Consider the following 19,059-nt stretch of genomic DNA (forward strand, 5'->3'; position numbering starts at 1 on the left):
GCAAATATCAAAAAGTGCTTAACATGCGTAATTACGGGCATTTAAGAGCAATTCAAATTGTGTAAGCGCGGTCACAGTTTCATACTAAGCGCGGTAAAATTTTGCTCTATTTTTTAAGGACTCACTATGTTTTCCGCAATGCGCCACCGTATCGCTGCCCTGGCGATCGGCGTTTGCTTGATCGGAACGGTTCAGGCTAAAACCCCTCTTCCGGGTGAGATCGCCGCGACGCAGGCGCGTCATATAGCGACCTTTTTCCCGGGCCGTATGACCGGCACCCCCGCCGAGATGCTCTCCGCTGACTATGTGCGCCAGCAGTTCGCCGAAATGGGTTACCAGAGCGATATCCGCACCTTCCAGAGCCGCTATATCTACACTTCGCGTAACCAGAGCAAAAACTGGCACAACGTGACCGGCAGCACCGTGATTGCTGCCCATGAAGGTAAAGCCGCGCAGCAAATTATTATCCTGGCGCATCTGGATACCTACGCTCCGATGAGCGACAGCGATGCCGATAACAACCTCGGCGGCCTCACGTTACAGGGCATTGATGATAATGCCGCTGGCGTCGGGGTGATGCTGGAGCTGGCGGAGCAGCTGAAAAATATCCCAACGCAGTACAGCATCCGATTTATCGCCACCAGCGGTGAAGAAGAGGGACGTCTGGGCGCCGAGAACGTGCTTAACCGCATGAGCGCGGCCGAGAAGAAAAACACGCTGCTGGTGATCAACCTCGATAACCTTATCGTGGGCGATAAGCTCTATTTTAACAGCGGCAAAACCACCCCTGCCCCGGTGCGCAAATTAACCCGCGACCGCGCGCTGGCGATTGCCCGCACCCAGGGTATCTTCGCCGCCACCAATCCGGGCGGCAACGCCAACTACCCGAAAGGGACCGGCTGCTGCAATGACGGTGAGGTTTTCGACAAAGCCGGGATCCCGGTGCTGTATGTCGAGGCGACCAACTGGTCATTAGGTAAGAAAGACGGTTATCAGCAGCGGGCGAAATCGAAAGCCTTCCCGCAGGGAACCAGCTGGCATAACGTCAGGCTGGATAATCTGCAGTACATTGACGAGGCGCTGCCAAAACGGATCGAGCACCGCAGCCGGGACGTGGTGCGCGTAATGCTGCCGCTGGTGAAAGAGCTGGCGAAGGCAGGAAAGGCATAAGGTCATTCCCGGTGGCGGCTACGCCTTACCGGGCCTACAAAACGGCACGAACCGTAGGCCCGGTAAGCACAGCGCCCCCGGGCACAAAACTTACCCTTCGTGCAATCCGCACTCGCGCTTAAGGCCAAAGAAACGGGTCTCTTCTTCTGCCATACCCGGCTCCCATTTGCGGGTGGTGTGGGTATCCCCCACCGACAGATAGCCCTGATCCCACAGCGGGTGGTATTTCAGGCCATGCTGCTGCAGGTACTGGTAAACGGTCCGGTTATCCCAGTCGATGATCGGCAGCACCTTGAACACCCCGCGCTGAATGGCCAGCACCGGTAGTGATGCCCGGCTACCGGACTGATCCCGGCGCAGACCGGCAAACCAGGTTTTAGCGTTGAGGTCGGACAGCGCCCGGTTCATCGGCTCGACTTTGTTGATGGCATTGTATTTCTCAATGCCCTCCACGCCCTGCTCCCACAGCTTGCCGTAACGCGCCTCCTGCCAGGCCGCGCTCTGCTCCGCGCGGTAGACCTTCAGATTCAGCTTGAGCTTGTCCGTCAGCTCGTCAATAAACTGGTAGGTTTCCGGGAACAGGTATCCGGTATCGGTGAGGATCACCGGGATGTCCGGGCGGATCTTATTCACCAGATGCAGGCTGACCGCCGCCTGGATACCAAAGCTCGACGAGAGCACGTATTCACCTGGCAGATTTTCCAGCGCCCAGGCGATGCGGCCTTCGGCATCCAGCTTCTCCAGCTGGGCGTTGGTTTCTGCCAGGGCCAGAATACGTTCGACTTTCGGCAGTTCGTTAAGGGCGTTTAGATCGAGTACGGACATAAGAACCTCGTTTGCCTGTTTTGCCGGGCGGCACTGCGTTTGCCCGGCCTACAACTGATAAACCCGTGGGATGTTACTCCCAGAAATCCCTTGCGGGATCGAGCACCGGGCGAATGATGCCCGCACGCACCGTAAAGTCGCCGAAGCCTTCACCCGCTTCGCGCTCTTTCGCCCAGCGCCCGACAAGCAGGTCTATGGAGTCTAGAATTTCTGGTTCCGTAATGTTCTCGCGATACATACGCGGAATGCGCGTCCCGCTGCGATTCCCGCCCAGGTGCAGGTTATAACGCCCGGGCGCTTTGCCCACCAGACCCAGCTCTGCCAGCATCGCACGGCCACAGCCGTTCGGGCAGCCGGTTACGCGCATCACGATATGCTCATCAGGAATGCCGTGTTTTTCCAGCACCGCTTCCACTTTATCGGTGAACGACGGCAGGAAGCGCTCGGCTTCAGCCATCGCCAGCGGACAGGTCGGGAAGGAGACGCAGGCCATCGAGTTTTCACGCTGCGGTTTGACCGCGTCCATCAGAGCGTGATCCCGCGCCAGCTTCTCGATCTTCGCTTTCTCGCTTTCCGGCACCCCGGCAATGATCAGGTTCTGGTTGGCGGTAATGCGGAACTCGCCCTTGTGGATCTTCGAAATTTCCAGCAGGCCGGTTTTCAGCGGACGGCCCGGATAATCGAGAATACGACCGTTCTCAATAAACAGCGTCAGGTGCCATTTATTGTCGATACCCTTTACCCAACCGATGCGATCGCCGCGACCGGTAAATTCGTAAGGGCGGATCGGCTCAAACTTGATGCCGGCCCGACGCTCCACTTCTTCTTTAAAGGTCTCAACGCCCACGCGTTCCAGCGTGTATTTGGTCTTGGCGTTTTTACGATCGGTACGGTTACCCCAGTCACGCTGGGTGGTCACTACCGCTTCGGCCACCGCCAGGGTGTGCTCCAGCGGCAGATAGCCGAACTCGCTCGCGGTGCGGGCGTAGGTTTTCTTGTTACCATGCTCAATCGACAGACCACCGCCCACCAGCAGGTTAAAGCCCACCAGCTTGCCGTTCTCGGCAATCGCCACGAAGTTCATGTCGTTGGCGTGCAGATCGATATCGTTCTGCGGCGGGATCACCACCGTAGTTTTAAACTTACGCGGCAGATAGGTCTGACCGAGGATCGGCTCTTCGTCGGTGGTCGCAACCTTCTCCTGATCCAGCCAAATCTCGGCATAGGCGCGGGTGCGTGGCAGCAGATGTTCGGAGATCTTCTTCGCCCACTCGTAGGCTTCGGCATGCAGCTCGGACTCGTACGGGTTGGAGGTACACAACACGTTACGGTTCATGTCGTTGGCGGTCGCCAGCGCGTCCAGCCCGACGGAGTGCAGCATCTGGTGTACCGGCTTCACGTTCTTCTTCAGAATACCGTGGAACTGGAAGGTCTGACGGTTGGTCAGACGGATGCTGCCGTAAATGGTGTTGTCATGGGCGAACTTGTCGATCGCCTGCCACTGTTTGGTGGTGATGATGCCGCCCGGCAGACGGCAGCGCAGCAGCATCGCGTGACGCGGCTCCAGCTTCTGCTCAGCACGCTCGGCACGGATATCGCGATCGTCCTGCTGGTACATGCCGTGGAAACGGATCAGCAGGAAGTTGTCGCCTTTGAAACCGCCGGTCAGACCGTCGTTTAAATCTTCAGCAATGGTGCCGCGCAGGTAGTTGCTCTCAACCTTCATGCGCTCGGCATCAGACAGTTTGCCTTCGACCACCAGAGGGCCAGGATGTTTTTCGCTCATTAGTAGACATCTCGCTGATAACGGCGCTCGACGCGCAGCTCACTTAAAAATTCATCCGCCGATTCAGTATCCATGCCACCGAATTCAGCAATCACTTCCAGCAACGCCTGCTCAACGTCTTTCGCCATGCGATTGGCGTCGCCGCAGACATAAATGTGGGCACCGTCATTGATCCAGCGCCACAGCTCTGCGCCCTGTTCGCGCAGTTTGTCTTGTACGTATATTTTTTGTTTTTGATCCCGGGACCAGGCCAGATCGATGCGGCTCAGAACCCCTTCTTTCACGTAGCGCTGCCACTCCACCTGGTAGAGGAAATCCTCGGTGAAGTGTGGGTTGCCGAAGAACAGCCAGTTTTTGCCCGGCGCTTCGTCGGCGGCACGCTGCTGCATAAAGGCGCGGAACGGCGCAATGCCGGTGCCCGGGCCAATCATAATTACCGGCGTTTCCGGGTTGGCTGGCAAACGGAAGTTGTCGTTGTGCTCGATAAAGACCCGCACCTCGCCCTCTTCTTCCACGCGATCCGCCAGGAAACTGGAGGCACCACCGGCACGGGCACGGCCTTCGATGTCATAACGCACGACACCCACGGTGACGTGGACTTCGCTCTCCACCTCGGCTTGCGCAGAGGCAATAGAATACAGACGCGGCGTCAGCGGGCGCAGCAGGCCAATCAGCGCGTCGGCGTCCAGCTGTGCCGGGGCAAAACGCACCATATCGACGATTGGGGTGGTAGCGGCATATTGTTGCAGTTTGGCTTTGTCACCCACCAACGGCAGCAGGGATTCACTGCGGGTCAGGGTGGCGTAGTTTTCCACAATGTTGGCGGTGTTGACGGTCAACTCGAAATGCCACTGCAGCGCTTCAGAGAGCGGCAGGGTTTTGCCGTCTACGCTGACCGGCTCATCGCCCTTCAGCCACAGCAGCTCAACCAGCTCTTTGACCAGCGCCGGATCGTTCTGATACCAGACGCCAAGGGCATCGCCCGGCTGGTAGCGCAGGCCGGAGTCGCCCAAATCGATTTCGATATGGCGCACGTCTTTTTCAGAGTCGCGACCGGTGATTTTCTGGTTAACCGAGAGGCTCGCCGTCAGCGGGGCTTCTTTGGTGTACGGGCTGGTGTGAATATCGTTGACCACGCCCGTCGCGGTGAGGGTTGCCTGCGCAGGCGTCTCTTTCGGCACGCGGGCTTTCAGCACATCGACAATGCGCGCGCGCCATTCGGCAGCCGCGGCCTGGTATTCGACATCAGTATCTACGCGGTCCAGCAGGCGCTCACCGCCCAGCTCGGCCAGCTTGCTGTCAAAATCTTTGCCCGACTGGCAGAAGAATTCATAGGAGGAGTCGCCAAGGCCGAAGACCGCAAAGGCGGTGCCCGCCAGTTTTGGCGCTTTTTTCGAGAACAGGAACTTATGCAGCGCAACCGCTTCTTCAGGCGGCTCACCTTCACCCTGGGTAGAGGTCACGACAACGACCAGCTTCTCTGACGCGATTTGCTTAAATTTATAATCCCCGGCGTTCACCAGGTTCACGTTCAGTTTGGCCGCGAGCAGATCGTCCCGCAGGGCTTCCGCCACGCGACGGGCATTGCCGGTTTGCGAAGCGGAGATAAGCGTAATTGCCGGGATCTCAACGGCTGCAGCCGGTGCACTCACCACAGCACCCGGCTGTTGATTGAGCATTCCCCAGAAATAACCGGAGACCCAGGCAAGCTGGGTAGGCGAAAAATCAGTGGTGGCCGCCTGCAGGCGTGCCAGTTGCTCCGGGTTCAGGGGAAGCAAATTTGAAGGTGGGGCCTGTGTTGTCATGCGTCGTTATGTTCCAGTAGCAAAGCTGAATTTTTATCTGAAAGACAGAACAGAGTGTAAGGTTAACGGCGCGGATCATAACAATTAAAGACGGGATGGAAATAATAAATAACCAAATGGACTAACCTGTTTTTGCTATCGTTCTTAACGATAAAAGCGATTAATTAACCAGTTGAAAATTATAGGAAAAAACCGAGTTAGTGGTCTCGAAAAACCAGCCGGTTATGAATGGCCGTTTTAGGTAATGATAAAAAATGTCCTTTCCGGTATTATGCGGCGGTTTTTTCCGCATTTTTGAGAGTTCATGATGTCCACCACACTGTTTAAAGATTTCATCTTCGAAGCCGCCCACCATCTCCCTCACGTCCCGGAAGGGCATAAATGTGGTCGCCTCCACGGGCACTCCTTTATGGTGCGCCTGGAGATCACGGGTGAAGTCGATCCGCATACCGGTTGGATCATGGATTTTGCCGAGCTGAAGGCCGCGTTTAAGCCAACCTATAACCGCCTCGATCACTACTATCTGAATGATATTCCAGGACTGGAGAATCCGACCAGCGAAGTGCTGGCGAAGTGGATCTGGGATGAGATTAAGCCGCTGGTGCCCCTGCTGAGCGCAGTGATGATCAAAGAGACCTGCACGGCAGGCTGTGTGTATCGCGGGTAATCAGACCGGCAAGCGTTATAAGCCCGGTAAGCGTTCGCGCCACCGGGCTTTTTATCAGGCAATGTTCAGGTATTTGTGAGTCTGCATCGACAGTCGCCAGTTACGCGCAATACAGGTCTCAATGCACAGACGCGTGGCGTCCTCTTTCTGACTGATCGGCTGTAAAGCAATCACCCGCTGTTTGTCATCGGTCAGCGTCGCCAGCAGTTCATCCAGCGCTTCAATATCACGAACGCGCCCTACCGGGTGCTTAATCTCGTCGGCACGCTCCAGCGCCTGGGACAACACTTCGTAACCGCCACGCATATTCACTTTTGGCGATACCGTCACCCAGGTGGTGTGGGAGCAGCGCACTTCGTGCGTTCCGCTGGTCTCAATCTGGCAGCTAAAGCCATTTTTTTCGAGCAGTGTGGTCAGCGGCAAGAGATCGTGAATGCAGGGTTCCCCGCCGGTGATCACCACATGGCGCGCCGTCCAGCCCTGACGACCAATAATCGCCAGCAGATCTTCCGGGTTCGCCGCGCCCCATTTATCACTCTCTTTGGTTTTGGCCAGGATGCTGAACAGTGACACTTCCCGATCGCTAAGCGTTTCCCAGGTATGTTTGGTATCACACCAGGCACAGCCAACCGGGCATCCCTGCAAACGAATGAAGATAGCGGGAACGCCGGTGAAGTAACCCTCGCCTTGCAGGGTCTGGAACATCTCATTAATCGGGTACTGCATAGTTATCTCTGGTCAGATTTACAGGTGGGCATTATTGCAGATCGCACATAATCAGGCAAAACAACCCTGGCCACGATTTTATTCCTGTCAGTTTAAGGATAGCCAGGTTAACAGCCTTAAGGTGGAAAGCCGTCGTCGGAAGGCAATGTTAAAAACATGAAAACTTACGCTACGCTTTTAAGATATCGCCCACCCGGCTCGCGTCGATGTTAACCCCCTTGACTGAGTAGCCATCAGAATACTGGACAAGCAGAATGAGCCATTTTGCGGTAATAACGCTACCGTTATACAGCCATATGCACGCTATGGAAGCACTGGCAAAACACCTTATCGTGCGCGGCCATCGGGTCACTTTTTTTCAGCAGGAAGAGGCTCGCACCTTGCTTAGGGAACCGCAGGCAAACTTCATCGCAGTGGGTCACCCAACGTCGTCAGCGATGAACGAGCCGGGGTTTTTTCGCCTGATATCAGGTATGGCAAGCGTTACCGATATGCTGTGCCGTGAACTGCCCCTCGCCTTCCAACGGCACAATATTGACGCCGTGATTGTCGATCAGATGGAGCCGGCAGGAGGGCTGGTTGCTCAAGCGCTCAACCTGCCCTTTATCTCCATCTGCTGCGCCCTGCCGGTAAACCGGGATAACACCATCCCCTTGCCGGTGATGCCTTTTCGCTATGGCACCAGCGATCGCAGCCGGAAATTATACGCCTCCAGCGCGGATGTTTATGACTGGCTGATGTCGAGACAGGGGCGGGTCATTGCCCGTCATGCCCGGGCATTTGGCCTGGCCTCGCGCACCAGGCTGGATCAATGCCTGTCTCCGTTGGCGCAAATCAGCCAGACCATCCCAGGCTTTGATTTTCCACGCACCTTGCCCGCCTGCTTCCATGCGGTAGGCCCGCTACGCTACGATCCGCCAAGGGTTTCTTCCGGCAATAAAAAGCCGTTTGTTTTTGCGTCATTAGGCACGCTCCAGGGCTATCGCTATGGGCTGTTCCGCAAGATTGCCCGCGCCTGCCGACAGGCTGGAGTGCCCTTGCTTATTGCCCACTGTGACGGACTAAATGCCAGTCAAACCGCCCGGCTGGCACATGCGGGGGCGCATACCATAGGATTTACCGATCAGCTGGCGGTATTGCGCGATGCCAGCGCCGTCATCACCCACGCAGGGCTGAATACGGTTATGGATGCCATCGCCACCGCCACGCCGATCCTCGCCGTGCCTCTGGCGTTTGATCAGCCAGGCGTCGCCGCCCGAGTCGTCTTCAGCGGCATTGGCCTTAAGGCTTGCCGTTTTTCGCCGAGCCGCACGCTCAGCCAGCATCTTCTCGACCTGCTGGAAAATAAGCAGTACACGCAGCGCATCACCGCTCTCCAGACTCAACTGATAAACGCCGGAGGGGCAGCACGGGCTGCCGATATTATTGAACAGGCGGTATGTACACGTCATCGCGTACCGACGGTGTCATGATAAAAAAAAACCCGCCGAAGCGGGTTTTTTCTAAAGATGAAGGTTCAGAATGAATTACTGACCTTTGATCTCTTTACGACCGTTGTATGGTGCTTTTTCGCCCAGCGCTTCTTCGATACGAATCAGCTGGTTGTATTTAGCAACACGGTCAGAACGGCTCATAGAACCCGTTTTGATCTGGCCAGCAGCGGTACCAACAGCCAGGTCAGCGATGGTCGCGTCTTCAGTTTCGCCTGAACGGTGAGAGATAACGGCAGTGTAGCCAGCGTCTTTCGCCATTTTGATCGCAGCCAGAGTTTCGGTCAGAGAACCGATCTGGTTGAATTTGATCAGGATGGAGTTAACGATGCCTTTCTCGATACCTTCTTTCAGGATCTTGGTGTTGGTTACGAACAGATCGTCACCAACCAGCTGGATTTTGTCGCCCAGTACTTTAGTCTGGTATGCGAAGCCATCCCAGTCAGATTCGTCCAGACCGTCTTCGATAGAGACGATTGGGTACTGTTTGGTCAGGTCTTCCAGGAAGTGAGTGAACTCTTCAGAGGTGAAGGCTTTGTTGCCTTCGCCAGCCAGAACGTATTTACCGTCTTTGTAGAATTCAGATGCTGCACAGTCCATCGCCAGGGTGATGTCGGTGCCCAGCTCGTAGCCTGCTGCTTTAACCGCTTCAGCGATTACAGCCAGTGCTTCGGCGTTGGAACCCAGGTTAGGTGCATAACCACCTTCGTCACCTACAGCAGTGTTCATACCTTTAGCTTTCAGAACTTTAGCCAGGTTGTGGAACACTTCAGAACCCATACGTACTGCTTCTTTCAGGGTTTTCGCGCCAACTGGCTGAATCATGAACTCCTGAATATCAACGTTGTTGTCTGCGTGCTCGCCGCCGTTGATGATGTTCATCATCGGAACTGGCATAGAGTATTTGCCTGGAGTGCCGTTCAGTTCAGCGATGTGTTCGAACAGTGGCTGACCTTTAGAAGCAGCAGCTGCTTTGGCGTTCGCCAGGGAAACAGCCAGGATTGCGTTCGCACCGAAGTTAGATTTGTTTTCAGTACCGTCCAGATCGATCATGATTTTATCGATGCCAGCCTGGTCTTTGGCGTCTTTGCCAAGGATTGCCTGTGCGATTGGGCCATTAACCGCGCCAACAGCTTTGGTTACGCCTTTGCCCAGGAAACGGGATTTGTCGCCATCGCGCAGTTCCAGCGCTTCGCGGGAACCAGTAGATGCACCTGACGGCGCAGCTGCCATACCGACGAAACCACCTTCCAGGTGTACTTCGGCTTCAACAGTCGGGTTACCACGGGAGTCGATGATTTCACGACCGATGACTTTAACGATTTTGGACATTAGATTTTCCTCAGTACAAGTTAAACTAAAACTCCAGACAAACAACGCGTACCCCTGGTACGCGCTGCCGTTCTAACTTTTCTTACTTCGCCTGACGCTTCTGGAACTCATTGGCGGCTTTCACAAAGCCAGCAAACAGCGGATGTCCATCACGCGGCGTAGAAGTAAATTCCGGGTGGAACTGACAGGCGACGAACCATGGGTGGTTCGGCACTTCGATGATCTCGACCAACTGATCATCCCCGGAGCGGCCCGCAATACGCAGGCCCGCAGCTTCAATTTGTTTCAACAGCAGGTTGTTGACTTCATAACGGTGACGATGGCGTTCAGTGATTGTCGGCGCACCGTACATCTGGCGTACCAGGCTGTCGTCGGAAAGCTGACAGGCCTGAGAGCCCAGACGCATTGTGCCACCCAGATCGCTCTTCTCGGTACGGACTTCGACATTACCTTCTTCGTCGCGCCATTCGGTAATAAGCGCCACAACAGGGTACTTACAGTCTGGCACAAATTCCGTAGAGTTCGCGTTTTCCATCCCCACCACGTTGCGGGCAAATTCAATCAGCGCAACCTGCATACCCAGGCAAATGCCGAGGTAAGGAATATTGTTTTCACGCGCATAGCGTGCGGTAGCGATCTTGCCTTCAACGCCACGGTAGCCGAAGCCGCCAGGGATCAGAATAGCATCCAGATCTTTCAGAATTTCGACACCGCGGGTTTCAACATCCTGCGAATCAATCAGCTTGATGTTGACGGTTACGCGGTTCTTCAGGCCACCGTGTTTCAGCGCTTCGATAACTGACTTATAGGCGTCCGGCAGTTCAATGTACTTGCCGACCATACCGATAGTCACTTCGCCTGCCGGGTTCGCTTCTTCATAAATAACCTGTTCCCATTCAGACAGGTTAGCTTCCGGACAGTTCAAGCTGAATCGTTTACAAATATAATCGTCCAGACCCTGTGATTTCAACAGGCCCGGGATTTTATAAATGGAATCGACATCTTTCATTGAAATAACGGCTTTTTCTGGCACGTTACAGAACAATGCAATTTTCGCACGTTCGTTGGCCGGAACGGCACGATCGGAACGGCAAACCAGGATGTCAGGCTGAATACCGATGGAGAGCAGCTCTTTCACGGAGTGCTGAGTCGGTTTGGTTTTCACTTCACCTGCGGCAGCCATGTACGGCACCAGGGTCAGGTGCATGAAGAGCGCGTGTTCACGACCAATATCTACCGCCAGCTGGCGAATCGCTTCAAGGAACGGCAGGGATTCGATATCACCTACAGTACCGCCGATTTCGACCAGCACCACGTCGTGGCCTTCGCCACCTGCCAGAACACGCTCTTTAATGGCGTTGGTGATGTGCGGGATAACCTGAACGGTAGCGCCCAGATAGTCGCCACGGCGCTCTTTGCGCAGAACGTCGGAGTAGATACGGCCAGTCGTGAAGTTGTTACGACGGGTCATTTTGGTGCGAATGAAACGCTCGTAGTGACCCAGGTCCAGGTCGGTTTCAGCGCCGTCTTCAGTAACGAACACTTCCCCGTGTTGGATCGGGCTCATGGTACCTGGATCGACGTTGATGTACGGATCCAGCTTCATCATGGTCACATTGAGGCCACGGGCTTCAAGAATGGCTGCGAGGGAGGCTGCGGCAATGCCTTTACCCAGAGAGGATACAACCCCGCCGGTCACAAAAATATAGTTCGTTGTCATGCTGAACCTGAGAAGTTAGGGTGAAACGATGGAATAACCAGGACGGGAAAGTAGTATACCCGAACACGGCGAGCGCCACAAACTTTCATTCTCCGTCTCCTGTCTCAGGCTTTGACTCATATTGGGAGTGAGAAAATAGCCCCTTTTGGGTAAATGTTTTTGACGCAAATCAAGCGCTTGTCATTTAAAAAATCACACAAATTGCGCTTGATCGCAAAAACTCGTTAGAGATCAGATTCCTGGCGTTTTACTTCCTGCCATACTTCTTCCATCGCCTCAAGGTCCACGCCGGTCATTTTCAGGCCGCGGGCAGCGATAATGCGCTCCACTTCCCGGAAACGGCGTTCGAATTTGAGGTTGGCTTTTTGCAGCGCCACTTCGGCTTTGACGCCCAAATGACGTGAAAGGTTGACGGTAGCAAACAGCAGATCGCCCATCTCCTCTTCGACCTTCTCCTGATCCACTACCGCCTGCTGCGCTTCGTGCATCACCTCGTCGATCTCTTCATGGACTTTATCGAGCACCGGGCCTAATGAGGTCCAGTCAAACCCGACCGTCGAGCAGCGTTTCTGGATCTTGTGCGCGCGCATTAGCGCCGGCAGGCTTAACGGGATATCGTCCAGCGCTGAATGCTGCGATTTTTCAGCGCGCTCTGCGCTTTTGATCTGCTCCCAGCGGGCCAGCACTTCAGTACTGTTTTCAGCGGTGGCATCGCCAAAAATGTGCGGGTGGCGACGCTCCAGCTTATCGCTGATGGCGGCACAGATATCATTGAAATCAAAGCGACCCTCTTCCTGGGCCATCTGGGCGTAGAACACGACCTGGAACAGCAGGTCGCCCAGCTCGCCGCGCAGATCGTCAAAATCCTCCCGGGAGATGGCATCCAGCACCTCGTAGGTCTCTTCCAGGGTGTAGGGGGCGATGGTGGCGAAAGTCTGCTCTTTATCCCACGGACAGCCGGTTTCCGGGTCGCGCAGACGTTGCATAATGCTGAGCAGGCGGTCGATTTGGGTCATGTCTTATCCTGTGAAATCGGTAACGCCGGGTGGCGGCTGCGCCTTACCCGGCCTACGTGAAAGCGTAGCCCCGGCAAGCAACACGCCGCCGGAGAGAAGAATGTGCGATGGATTACCCGCCGTGCAGACGACGGGCGTCGATCACATCCGGCACCTGGTTCAGCTTGCCGAGCACCCGGCCCAGCACCTGCAGGTTATAGATTTCGATGGTCATATCGATGGTGGCGAGCTGCTGACGGGTGTCGCTGCGGCTGGCGACGCCCAGCACGTTCACCTTTTCGTTCGCCAGAATGGTGGTAATGTCGCGCAGCAGGCCGCTGCGATCGTTGGCCGAGACCCGCACTACCAGCGAATAGCCCGCAGAGTAACTCTCGCCCCACACCGCATCAACGATACGTTCCGGCGCGTGAGACTGTAAATCCTCGAGCTGATCGCAGTCCGCACGGTGGATAGAGATCCCGCGCCCCTGGGTAATAAAGCCGACGATCTCGTCACCCGGGATCGGCTGGCAGCAGCGGGCAATGTGGTGCATCAGGTTACCGACGCCTTCCACCACGACCCTGCCGTTGTCTTTTTCTTTGCTGCGGTGCTGCGGAGTGTAGCTCTTCTGCTGCAGCTGCTTCAGCGCCGCCGCATCCTGCTCCGCCGCGCTCGGTTTGTTGAACTGCGCCTGCAGGAAATTCACCATCTGGTTAAGACGAATATCCCCGCCGCCGATGGCGGCCAGCAGCTCATCCAGCTCGTTGAAGTTGTAGCGCGGCAGCAGCTGCTTTTCCGCCTCTTTCAGGTGGATGCCCAGATGCTCCAGCTCGTCGTCAAGGATCTGACGACCGGCAAGGATGTTCTTGTCACGATCCTGCTTGCGGAACCAGGCGTGGATCTTGGAGCGTCCGCGGCTGGTGGTGATATAGCCCAGGTTCGGGTTCAGCCAGTCGCGGCTCGGGTTCGGCTGTTTCTGGGTGATGATGTCCACCTGATCGCCCATCTGCAGCTGATAGGTGAACGGCACGATGCGCCCGCCAATTTTGGCGCCGATGCAGCGGTGCCCCACGTCGCTATGGATATGGTAGGCGAAGTCGAGCGGCGTTGAGCCTGCCGGCAGGTCAACCACGTCGCCTTTCGGCGTAAAGACGTAGACCCGGTCGTCAAAGACCTGGCTGCGCACTTCGTCGAGCATCTCGCCGGAGTCGGCCATCTCTTCCTGCCACGCAATCAGCTTACGCAGCCAGGCGATGCGATCCTCGTGGCCGGAGCGCGCCCCGCCTGAGGTGCCCTCTTTGTACTTCCAGTGCGCGGCAACGCCCAGCTCGGACTCTTCGTGCATCTGTTTGGTGCGGATCTGGATTTCGACCGGTTTACCGCCCGGCCCCAGCACCACGGTATGGATCGACTGGTAGCCGTTCGGTTTCGGATTGGCGACGTAGTCGTCAAACTCATCCGGCATGTGGCGGAAGTGGGTATGAACAATCCCCAGCGCGGCGTAGCAGTCCTGCAAACGCTCGGCCACGATGCGCACGGCGCGCACATCAAACAGCTCATCAAAGGCGAGATGCTTTTTCTGCATTTTGCGCCAGATGCTGTAGATATGCTTCGGCCGGCCGTAGACTTCGGCCTTCACGCCCTCTTCTTTCATCGACTGACGTAAGCCGCCGACAAACTCCTCGATATAGTGTTCGCGATCGATACGGCGCTCGTGCAGCAGTTTAGCGATACGTTTATATTCCGCCGGGTGCAGATAGCGGAAGCAGTAATCTTCCAGCTCCCATTTCAGCTGCCCGATCCCCAGCCGGTTCGCCAGCGGGGCATAGATATTGGTGCACTCTTTCGCCGCCAGCACGCGTTCGTCTTCCGGCGCGTCCTTCACTTCCCGCAGATGGGCGACGCGTTCGGCAAGCTTAATAACCACGCAGCGGAAGTCATCCACCATCGCCAGCAGCATACGGCGAACGTTGTCGACCTGTTCTGAGGAGACGGAGTCGGTGTGGGTGGCCTTCAGCTGGCGGATCGCCGCCATGTCGCGCACGCCGTGGATCAGCGACACGATCGATTTACCGACGCTTTCGCGCAGCACCTCTTCGGAGACGACCTCGGCATCGGCCAGCGGGAACAGCATGGCGGCGAGCAGGGTGTCGATATCCATGCTCAGCATGGAGAGGATTTCCACCATCTCCACCCCGCGCCACAGCAGCAGCTCCGCATCGGGATGCCCCTTCGTGGTGCGCAGACAATAGGCCCAGGTTTCGGTTAAGCGTTCACACGACTGCTGGCTGGCAATCCCCAGACTTGCGATCCATTTTTGTGGGTCAAACTCACCAGCTTTATTGAGATGTGCACTTCTTACCGCAACCATTGTCCTCTCCTTTAGGGACCCTTGCCTGTCGAATTCGACAAGCCGAAATTCATCAGTTGTGTACAAACAACGCCATTGATTCCAGATGTCCAGTGTGCGGGAACATATCAAGCATAGCCAGACGCTGAATCTGGTAACCCGCCGCCAGTAATGCTTCGCTGTCCCGGGCAAGCGTCGCCGGGTTACAGGAAACATAGACCACACGTTCAGGGGCGAGTTTAATAATATGCTGCATCACGCCTGGCGCGCCTGCACGTGCCGGATCCAACAGAATCTTGTCGAAGCCGTGCGCCGCCCAGGGCTGCCGGGTGACATCCTCTTCCAGATTCTCGTGAAAAAATGTCACGTTTTGCAGCGCATTGTGAATCGCGTTGTCGCGTCCTTTCTCTACAAGCGCCGCTACACCTTCCACGCCGACCACGCTATGCGCCCGTTTTGCCAGCGGCAAAGTAAAATTGCCCATCCCGCAAAACAGATCGAGCACCCGATCTTCCGGCTGAATATCCAGCCAGGCCAGCGCTGTCGCCACCATCTGCTGGTTAACACCATCATTGACCTGAATGAAATCGCGCGGGCTGAACGTTAAGCGTAGCCCGTCTGAATCATACCAGGGCGTTTCACCGCTCAGTTGCTCAAGTATCTCGCTTTGTGGGGCGAGATAAAGGTCAAGCTCATGGGAATGCGAAAAGCGTTCCAGTTTTTCGCGATCTTTGGCCGAAAGCGGTGCAGTATGACGTAGTACCATCAGCGGGCCGCTGTTTGCCAGCACCAGTTCGACGTGGCCCAGGTGGCGAATACCCTGCAGATCAGAGAGGCATTTGCGCACTTCTGGCAGCAATGCCTCAAGACGGGGCACCAGAATGGGGCACTGTTTCACATCGACGATATCGCTGGAGTTGGCTTTGCGAAAGCCCATCTCCAGACGCGCGGTTTTCGGCTGATAGTTCAGGCTCAGGCGCGCCCGGCGGCGGTAGCCCCACGGCTTATCGGCAATCACCTCGTTGACGTCGTGCTTCAGCAAGCGCGCCAGGGCGTTGCTTTTGCTGCGCTCCTGCAACGCGATGCTGGCATGCTGCTGCTGGCAGCCGCCGCAGACCCCAAAATGCGGACAGCGCGGCGTCTCGCGTTGCGGGCTGTCGTTGAGGCGGCGTTTTACCTGCCCGCGCGCGTACTGACGTTTCTCTTCCGTCAGGGCGATCTCCGCACGTTCGTCGGGCAGCAGGCCGGGAATAAACAAGGCCTTACCATCATGGCGCGCCACCCCCTGACCGAAGGGGTCGAGGTCTGTCACATCAACAGTTATGATCTGACGCGTCGTCACGCGCCGCTTTGCAGAGTAGAATTGCGCCATTGCCGGGTATTTTCTCAAATGAACATATTGACTCTAATTGTCCCATAACGGAACTCCATGACCAACTACAGCCTGCGTGCGCGCATGATGATTTTGATCCTCGCCCCTACCGTACTCATTGGTTTACTGCTGAGTACCTTCTTTGTGGTGCACCGTTATAACGACCTGCAGCGCCAGCTTGAGGATGCCGGAGCCAGCATTATTGAACCGCTGGCGGTGTCCAGCGAGTACGGTATGACCCTGCAAAATCGCGAGTCTATTGGCCAGCTCATTAGCATCCTGCACCGCCGTCATTCGGATATTGTGCGGGCGATCTCGGTCTATGACCAACATAATCGCCTGTTTGTGACCTCCAATATCCAGCAGGACCCCGGTACGCTGAAGCTCCCGGCCGGTATGCCCTTCCCGGCGCGGCTGAGCGTGATCCGCCAGGACGAGAAGATGATCCTGCGCACGCCGATCATCTCGGAAAGCTATTCACCGGATGAATCTGCCGGGTCGGATGCCAAGCCCAATAACAACATGCTGGGATATGTGGCGCTGGAGCTGGATCTCAAGTCCGTGCGGCTGCAGCAGTACAGGGAAATTTTTATCTCCACGGTGATGATGCTGTTTTGTATCGGCATTGCGCTTATCTTCGGCTGGCGTCTGATGCGCGACGTGACCAGTCCGATCCGCAACATGGTAAATACTGTTGACCGTATCCGTCGGGGCCAGCTCGACAGCCGCGTCGAAGGCTTTATGCTGGGCGAGCTGGATATGCTGAAAAATGGCATCAACTCGATGGCCATGTCGCTGGCGGCCTACCATGAGGAGATGCAGCATAACGTCGATCAGGCCACCTCCGACCTGCGTGAAACCCTTGAGCAGATGGAGATCCAGAACGTCGAGCTGGATCTGGCCAAAAAGCGCGCCCAGGAAGCGGCCCGCATTAAATCGGAGTTTCTGGCCAACATGTCCCATGAGCTGCGCACCCCGCTCAACGGCGTGATTGGCTTTACCCGCCTGACCCTGAAGACCGAACTCAACCCGACCCAGCGCGACCACCTGCATACCATTGAACGTTCGGCCAACAACCTGCTGGCGATCATCAATGACGTGTTGGACTTCTCCAAGCTCGAGGCGGGTAAACTGATTCTGGAGAGCATCCCGTTCCCGCTGCGTAACACGCTGGATGAGGTAGTCACCCTGCTGGCGCACTCCTCCCACGACAAGGGGCTGGAGCTGACGCTGAACATTAAGAATGATGTGCCGGATAACGTGATTGGCGACCCGCTGCGCCTGCAGCAGGTGATCACCAACCTGGTGGGCAACGCCATCAAGTTCACCGAGAGCGGCAACATTGACGTGCTGGTCGAAAAACGCGCCATCAGCAATACCAAGGTACAGCTTGAAGTGCAGATCCGTGATACCGGTATCGGGATCCCGGAACGCGATCAGTCCCGGCTGTTCCAGGCCTTCCGTCAGGCCGACGCCAGCATTTCCCGACGCCATGGCGGCACCGGTCTGGGGCTGGTGATCACCCAGAAACTGGTTAACGAGATGGGGGGCGATATCTCCTTCCATAGCCAGCCTAACCGGGGATCGACCTTCTGGTTCCATATCAACCTCGACCTGAATCCGAATGTCCTGACCGATCGATCGGCGATGGATTGTCTGCAGGGTAAACGGCTGGCGTACGTGGAGGCCAATACCGCCGCCGCGCAAAGTACGCTGGACGTGTTAAGCACCACCCCGCTGGAGGTGATCTACAGTCCGGCGTTCTCCGCGCTGCCGTTTGACCATTACGACATTCTGCTGATGGGCATCCCGGTGACCTTTACCGGCGAGCTGACCATGCAGCAGGAGCGGCTGGCAAAAGCGGCCTCGATGACCGATTACCTGCTGCTGGCCCTGCCGTGCCATGCGCAGATCAACGCCGAAGAGCTTAAACATGACGGGGCGGCCGCCTGTCTGCTGAAACCGCTCACCGCCACGCGCCTGCTGCCAACCCTGACCGAATACTGCCGTCTGAACCATTACGCCGCACCAATCGTTAGCGATGAGAGCAAGCTGCCGATGACCGTGATGGCGGTGGATGACAACCCAGCCAACCTGAAGCTGATTGGCGCCCTGCTGGAGGATCAGGTCCAGCATGTCGAACTTTGCGAGAGTGGCCTACAGGCCGTTGAGCGGGCGAGGCAGATGCAGTTTGATCTGATCATGATGGATATTCAGATGCCTGGCATGGACGGGATCCGCGCCTGCGAGCTGATTCGCCAGCTGCCCCATCAGCAGCTAACCCCGGTGATCGCCGTGACTGCGCATGCGATGGCGGGCCAGAAAGAGAAGTTATTAAGCGCCGGGATGAACGACTATCTGGCAAAACCGATAGAAGAAGAGAAGCTGCACAGCCTGCTGCTGCGTTACAAGCCTGGCCCGGCGACAGGCAACTGGATCGCCCCTCCGGAAGCCGCCGGGAGCCAGGTTAACGTCAGTGCCACCCTCGACTGGCAGCTGGCGCTGCGTCAGGCGGCGGGCAAAAATGACCTCGCGCGGGAGATGCTGCAGATGCTGGTGGCCTTCCTGCCGGAGATCCGCAATAAGGTGGAAGAGCAGCTGGTAGGTGAAAACCCGGAAGATCTTGTCGAGGCGATCCATAAGCTGCACGGCAGCTGCGGATACAGTGGCGTGCCGCGCCTGAAAAATCTGTGTCATTTACTGGAGCAGCAGCTGCGCTCCGGGACGCCGGAAAGCGAGCTTGAGCCGGAGTTTCTGGAGCTGCTGGATGAGATGGATAACGTCACACGGGAAGCGATGAAGGTGCTGGGGTCGTAAGTCC

General features: G+C 56.5%; 13 protein-coding genes. 4 read left to right on the forward strand and 9 right to left on the reverse strand.

What is annotated here, in order from left to right:
- The first annotated feature begins 126 nt into the window (after window positions 1–126).
- The gene (locus ACP4QI_RS17765; RefSeq protein ID WP_156264536.1) at window positions 127–1,170 is read left to right on the forward strand and encodes an aminopeptidase; all 1,044 of its coding nucleotides are present in this window, start codon (window positions 127–129) and stop codon (window positions 1,168–1,170) included.
- A 90-nt stretch (window positions 1,171–1,260) separates the two neighbouring features.
- Here ACP4QI_RS17765 and cysH read toward each other — a convergent pair whose 3' ends face one another.
- The 3 genes from cysH to cysJ form a co-directional block, all read right to left on the reverse strand.
- On the reverse strand, window positions 1,261–1,995 hold the full coding sequence (gene cysH / locus ACP4QI_RS17770; RefSeq protein WP_142486928.1) for a phosphoadenosine phosphosulfate reductase: 735 nt from the start codon (window positions 1,993–1,995) through the stop codon (window positions 1,261–1,263).
- Between the two features lie 73 nt (window positions 1,996–2,068).
- On the reverse strand, window positions 2,069–3,781 hold the full coding sequence (gene cysI, locus ACP4QI_RS17775) for an assimilatory sulfite reductase (NADPH) hemoprotein subunit (RefSeq protein WP_285128465.1): 1,713 nt from the start codon (window positions 3,779–3,781) through the stop codon (window positions 2,069–2,071).
- Window positions 3,781–5,586 (reverse strand): NADPH-dependent assimilatory sulfite reductase flavoprotein subunit, encoded by a 1,806-nt coding sequence (cysJ, locus tag ACP4QI_RS17780; protein ID WP_307763900.1) that lies wholly within the window; start codon window positions 5,584–5,586, stop codon window positions 3,781–3,783. Before cysJ ends, cysI begins: the two co-directional genes overlap by 1 nt.
- A 304-nt stretch (window positions 5,587–5,890) precedes the next feature.
- On the opposite strand from cysJ, the gene queD reads away from it, so the two are divergent.
- Window positions 5,891–6,253, forward strand: a complete 363-nt coding sequence (gene queD, locus ACP4QI_RS17785; protein WP_285128468.1) for a 6-carboxytetrahydropterin synthase QueD — start codon at window positions 5,891–5,893, stop codon at window positions 6,251–6,253.
- A gap of 54 nt (window positions 6,254–6,307) precedes the next feature.
- Here queD and queE read toward each other — a convergent pair whose 3' ends face one another.
- Window positions 6,308–6,979: a 7-carboxy-7-deazaguanine synthase QueE gene (gene queE / locus ACP4QI_RS17790; RefSeq protein ID WP_142486931.1), complete on the reverse strand. Its 672-nt coding sequence runs from the start codon at window positions 6,977–6,979 to the stop codon at window positions 6,308–6,310.
- Window positions 6,980–7,233: 254 nt separating this feature from the next.
- Here queE and ACP4QI_RS17795 point away from each other — a divergent pair, with 254 nt between their 5' ends.
- Window positions 7,234–8,451, forward strand: a complete 1,218-nt coding sequence (locus ACP4QI_RS17795; RefSeq protein ID WP_285128469.1) for a glycosyltransferase — start codon at window positions 7,234–7,236, stop codon at window positions 8,449–8,451.
- A gap of 54 nt (window positions 8,452–8,505) precedes the next feature.
- On the opposite strand, the gene eno is transcribed toward ACP4QI_RS17795, so the two are convergent.
- The 5 genes from eno to rlmD form a co-directional block, all read right to left on the reverse strand.
- Window positions 8,506–9,801 (reverse strand): phosphopyruvate hydratase, encoded by a 1,296-nt coding sequence (gene eno / locus ACP4QI_RS17800; RefSeq protein ID WP_032613680.1) that lies wholly within the window; start codon window positions 9,799–9,801, stop codon window positions 8,506–8,508.
- A gap of 82 nt (window positions 9,802–9,883) precedes the next feature.
- A complete protein-coding gene (gene pyrG / locus ACP4QI_RS17805; RefSeq protein ID WP_142486933.1) occupies window positions 9,884–11,521 on the reverse strand; it encodes a glutamine hydrolyzing CTP synthase in 1,638 nt (545 codons plus the stop codon).
- A gap of 224 nt (window positions 11,522–11,745) precedes the next feature.
- The gene (mazG, locus tag ACP4QI_RS17810) at window positions 11,746–12,537 is read right to left on the reverse strand and encodes a nucleoside triphosphate pyrophosphohydrolase (RefSeq protein ID WP_426495685.1); all 792 of its coding nucleotides are present in this window, start codon (window positions 12,535–12,537) and stop codon (window positions 11,746–11,748) included.
- 112 nt (window positions 12,538–12,649) lie between these two features.
- A complete protein-coding gene (relA, locus tag ACP4QI_RS17815) occupies window positions 12,650–14,887 on the reverse strand; it encodes a GTP diphosphokinase (protein WP_142486935.1) in 2,238 nt (745 codons plus the stop codon).
- A gap of 52 nt (window positions 14,888–14,939) precedes the next feature.
- A complete protein-coding gene (gene rlmD, locus ACP4QI_RS17820; RefSeq protein WP_142486936.1) occupies window positions 14,940–16,238 on the reverse strand; it encodes a 23S rRNA (uracil(1939)-C(5))-methyltransferase RlmD in 1,299 nt (432 codons plus the stop codon).
- 57 nt (window positions 16,239–16,295) lie between these two features.
- Here rlmD and barA point away from each other — a divergent pair, with 57 nt between their 5' ends.
- Window positions 16,296–19,055: a two-component sensor histidine kinase BarA gene (barA, locus tag ACP4QI_RS17825; protein ID WP_285111902.1), complete on the forward strand. Its 2,760-nt coding sequence runs from the start codon at window positions 16,296–16,298 to the stop codon at window positions 19,053–19,055.
- Window positions 19,056–19,059 lie beyond the last annotated feature (4 nt).

The organism is Leclercia sp. TB492, from assembly GCF_049974505.2.
Taxonomy (GTDB): Bacteria; Pseudomonadota; Gammaproteobacteria; order Enterobacterales; family Enterobacteriaceae; genus Enterobacter; species Enterobacter adecarboxylatus_C.

What these genes read in the sequence shown, in the direction of transcription:
- ACP4QI_RS17765 (WP_156264536.1), top strand. Translation starts at nt 127, where the DNA reads ATGTTTTCCGCAATGCGCCACCGTATCGCTGCCCTGGCGATCGGCGTT.
- cysH (WP_142486928.1), bottom strand. Translation starts at nt 1,995, where the DNA reads ATGTCCGTACTCGATCTAAACGCCCTTAACGAACTGCCGAAAGTCGAA.
- cysI (WP_285128465.1), bottom strand. Translation starts at nt 3,781, where the DNA reads ATGAGCGAAAAACATCCTGGCCCTCTGGTGGTCGAAGGCAAACTGTCT.
- cysJ (WP_307763900.1), bottom strand. Translation starts at nt 5,586, where the DNA reads ATGACAACACAGGCCCCACCTTCAAATTTGCTTCCCCTGAACCCGGAG.
- queD (WP_285128468.1), top strand. Translation starts at nt 5,891, where the DNA reads ATGATGTCCACCACACTGTTTAAAGATTTCATCTTCGAAGCCGCCCAC.
- queE (WP_142486931.1), bottom strand. Translation starts at nt 6,979, where the DNA reads ATGCAGTACCCGATTAATGAGATGTTCCAGACCCTGCAAGGCGAGGGT.
- ACP4QI_RS17795 (WP_285128469.1), top strand. Translation starts at nt 7,234, where the DNA reads ATGAGCCATTTTGCGGTAATAACGCTACCGTTATACAGCCATATGCAC.
- eno (WP_032613680.1), bottom strand. Translation starts at nt 9,801, where the DNA reads ATGTCCAAAATCGTTAAAGTCATCGGTCGTGAAATCATCGACTCCCGT.
- pyrG (WP_142486933.1), bottom strand. Translation starts at nt 11,521, where the DNA reads ATGACAACGAACTATATTTTTGTGACCGGCGGGGTTGTATCCTCTCTG.
- mazG (WP_426495685.1), bottom strand. Translation starts at nt 12,537, where the DNA reads ATGACCCAAATCGACCGCCTGCTCAGCATTATGCAACGTCTGCGCGAC.
- relA (WP_142486935.1), bottom strand. Translation starts at nt 14,887, where the DNA reads ATGGTTGCGGTAAGAAGTGCACATCTCAATAAAGCTGGTGAGTTTGAC.
- rlmD (WP_142486936.1), bottom strand. Translation starts at nt 16,238, where the DNA reads ATGGCGCAATTCTACTCTGCAAAGCGGCGCGTGACGACGCGTCAGATC.
- barA (WP_285111902.1), top strand. Translation starts at nt 16,296, where the DNA reads ATGACCAACTACAGCCTGCGTGCGCGCATGATGATTTTGATCCTCGCC.